The following is a 718-nucleotide window of genomic DNA, read 5'->3' as shown; positions in this document are numbered from 1 at the left end:
GGCTCTAGACTAGCAAAATGATTATGTTAGTCTAGAATCATGATAGAAAACAGTAAATTAAGTCACTACAAGATTAAAAAAATTATTCAATGCTTTTGTGTTGATATTCCTGCTTCCAAAACAGCCTTATTACTCAATTTAAATCGTAATACGATTAACTATTGGTACATGCTTTTTAGAGAAACTATCTATGATCATCAAACAGATTTAAGAGCTAAGTTTGTTGGTTCAATAGAAGTAGATGAAAGCTATTTTGGAGCGAAAAGGCAACGTGGGTTTCATGGAAAGTTAAAGCGTGGTCGTGGGACTCTAAAACAGCCAGTATTTGGAATATTCGAACGTAATGGGCGCGTCTATACTGAAATCGTACCTGACTGTAAAATGAAGACTTTACAAGAGGTTATCATTGGTAAAGTTTCACTTGAGAGTGTGATTTATAGTGATGGATGGCGTGGCTATAATGGTCTTGTTGATGTGGGTTATTCAAAGCATTTTAGGGTAAATCACGGAGCAAATGAGTTTGCTAGAGGAGAATGTCATATAAATGGAATAGAATCATTTTGGAGCTTTTGTAAAAGAAGGCTAGCAAAGTTTAACGGCATATCAAAAGAGTACTTTGATTATCATCTTAAAGAAACTGAATGGCGTTGGATGAGGGAACCTAATGAGTTAGCAACTGAGCTGTGGAACCTCATTAGGTAAAATTAAGTGTAAATCT

The 718-nt window shown here is 35.1% G+C and carries 1 protein-coding gene; it reads left to right on the top strand.

Annotated features, from left to right (window positions below):
* Positions 1-39 precede the first annotated feature (39 nt).
* A complete protein-coding gene (locus ACEWB7_RS17320; protein ID WP_004783898.1) occupies positions 40-702 on the top strand; it encodes an IS1595-like element ISAcra1 family transposase in 663 nt (220 codons plus the stop codon).
* Positions 703-718 lie beyond the last annotated feature (16 nt).

Origin of the sequence: Acinetobacter sp. NIOH-H-8, from assembly GCF_046635365.1 — a bacterium.
Classification (GTDB): Bacteria; Pseudomonadota; Gammaproteobacteria; order Pseudomonadales; family Moraxellaceae; genus Acinetobacter.
Note: the sequence above shows the minus strand (reverse complement) of the source record. Positions and strands in the feature narration are given on the sequence as shown.

Excerpts from the sequence above, each read along its gene's own strand:
- ACEWB7_RS17320 (WP_004783898.1), top strand. The coding sequence starts at position 40 with ATGATAGAAAACAGTAAATTAAGTCACTACAAGATTAAAAAAATTATT.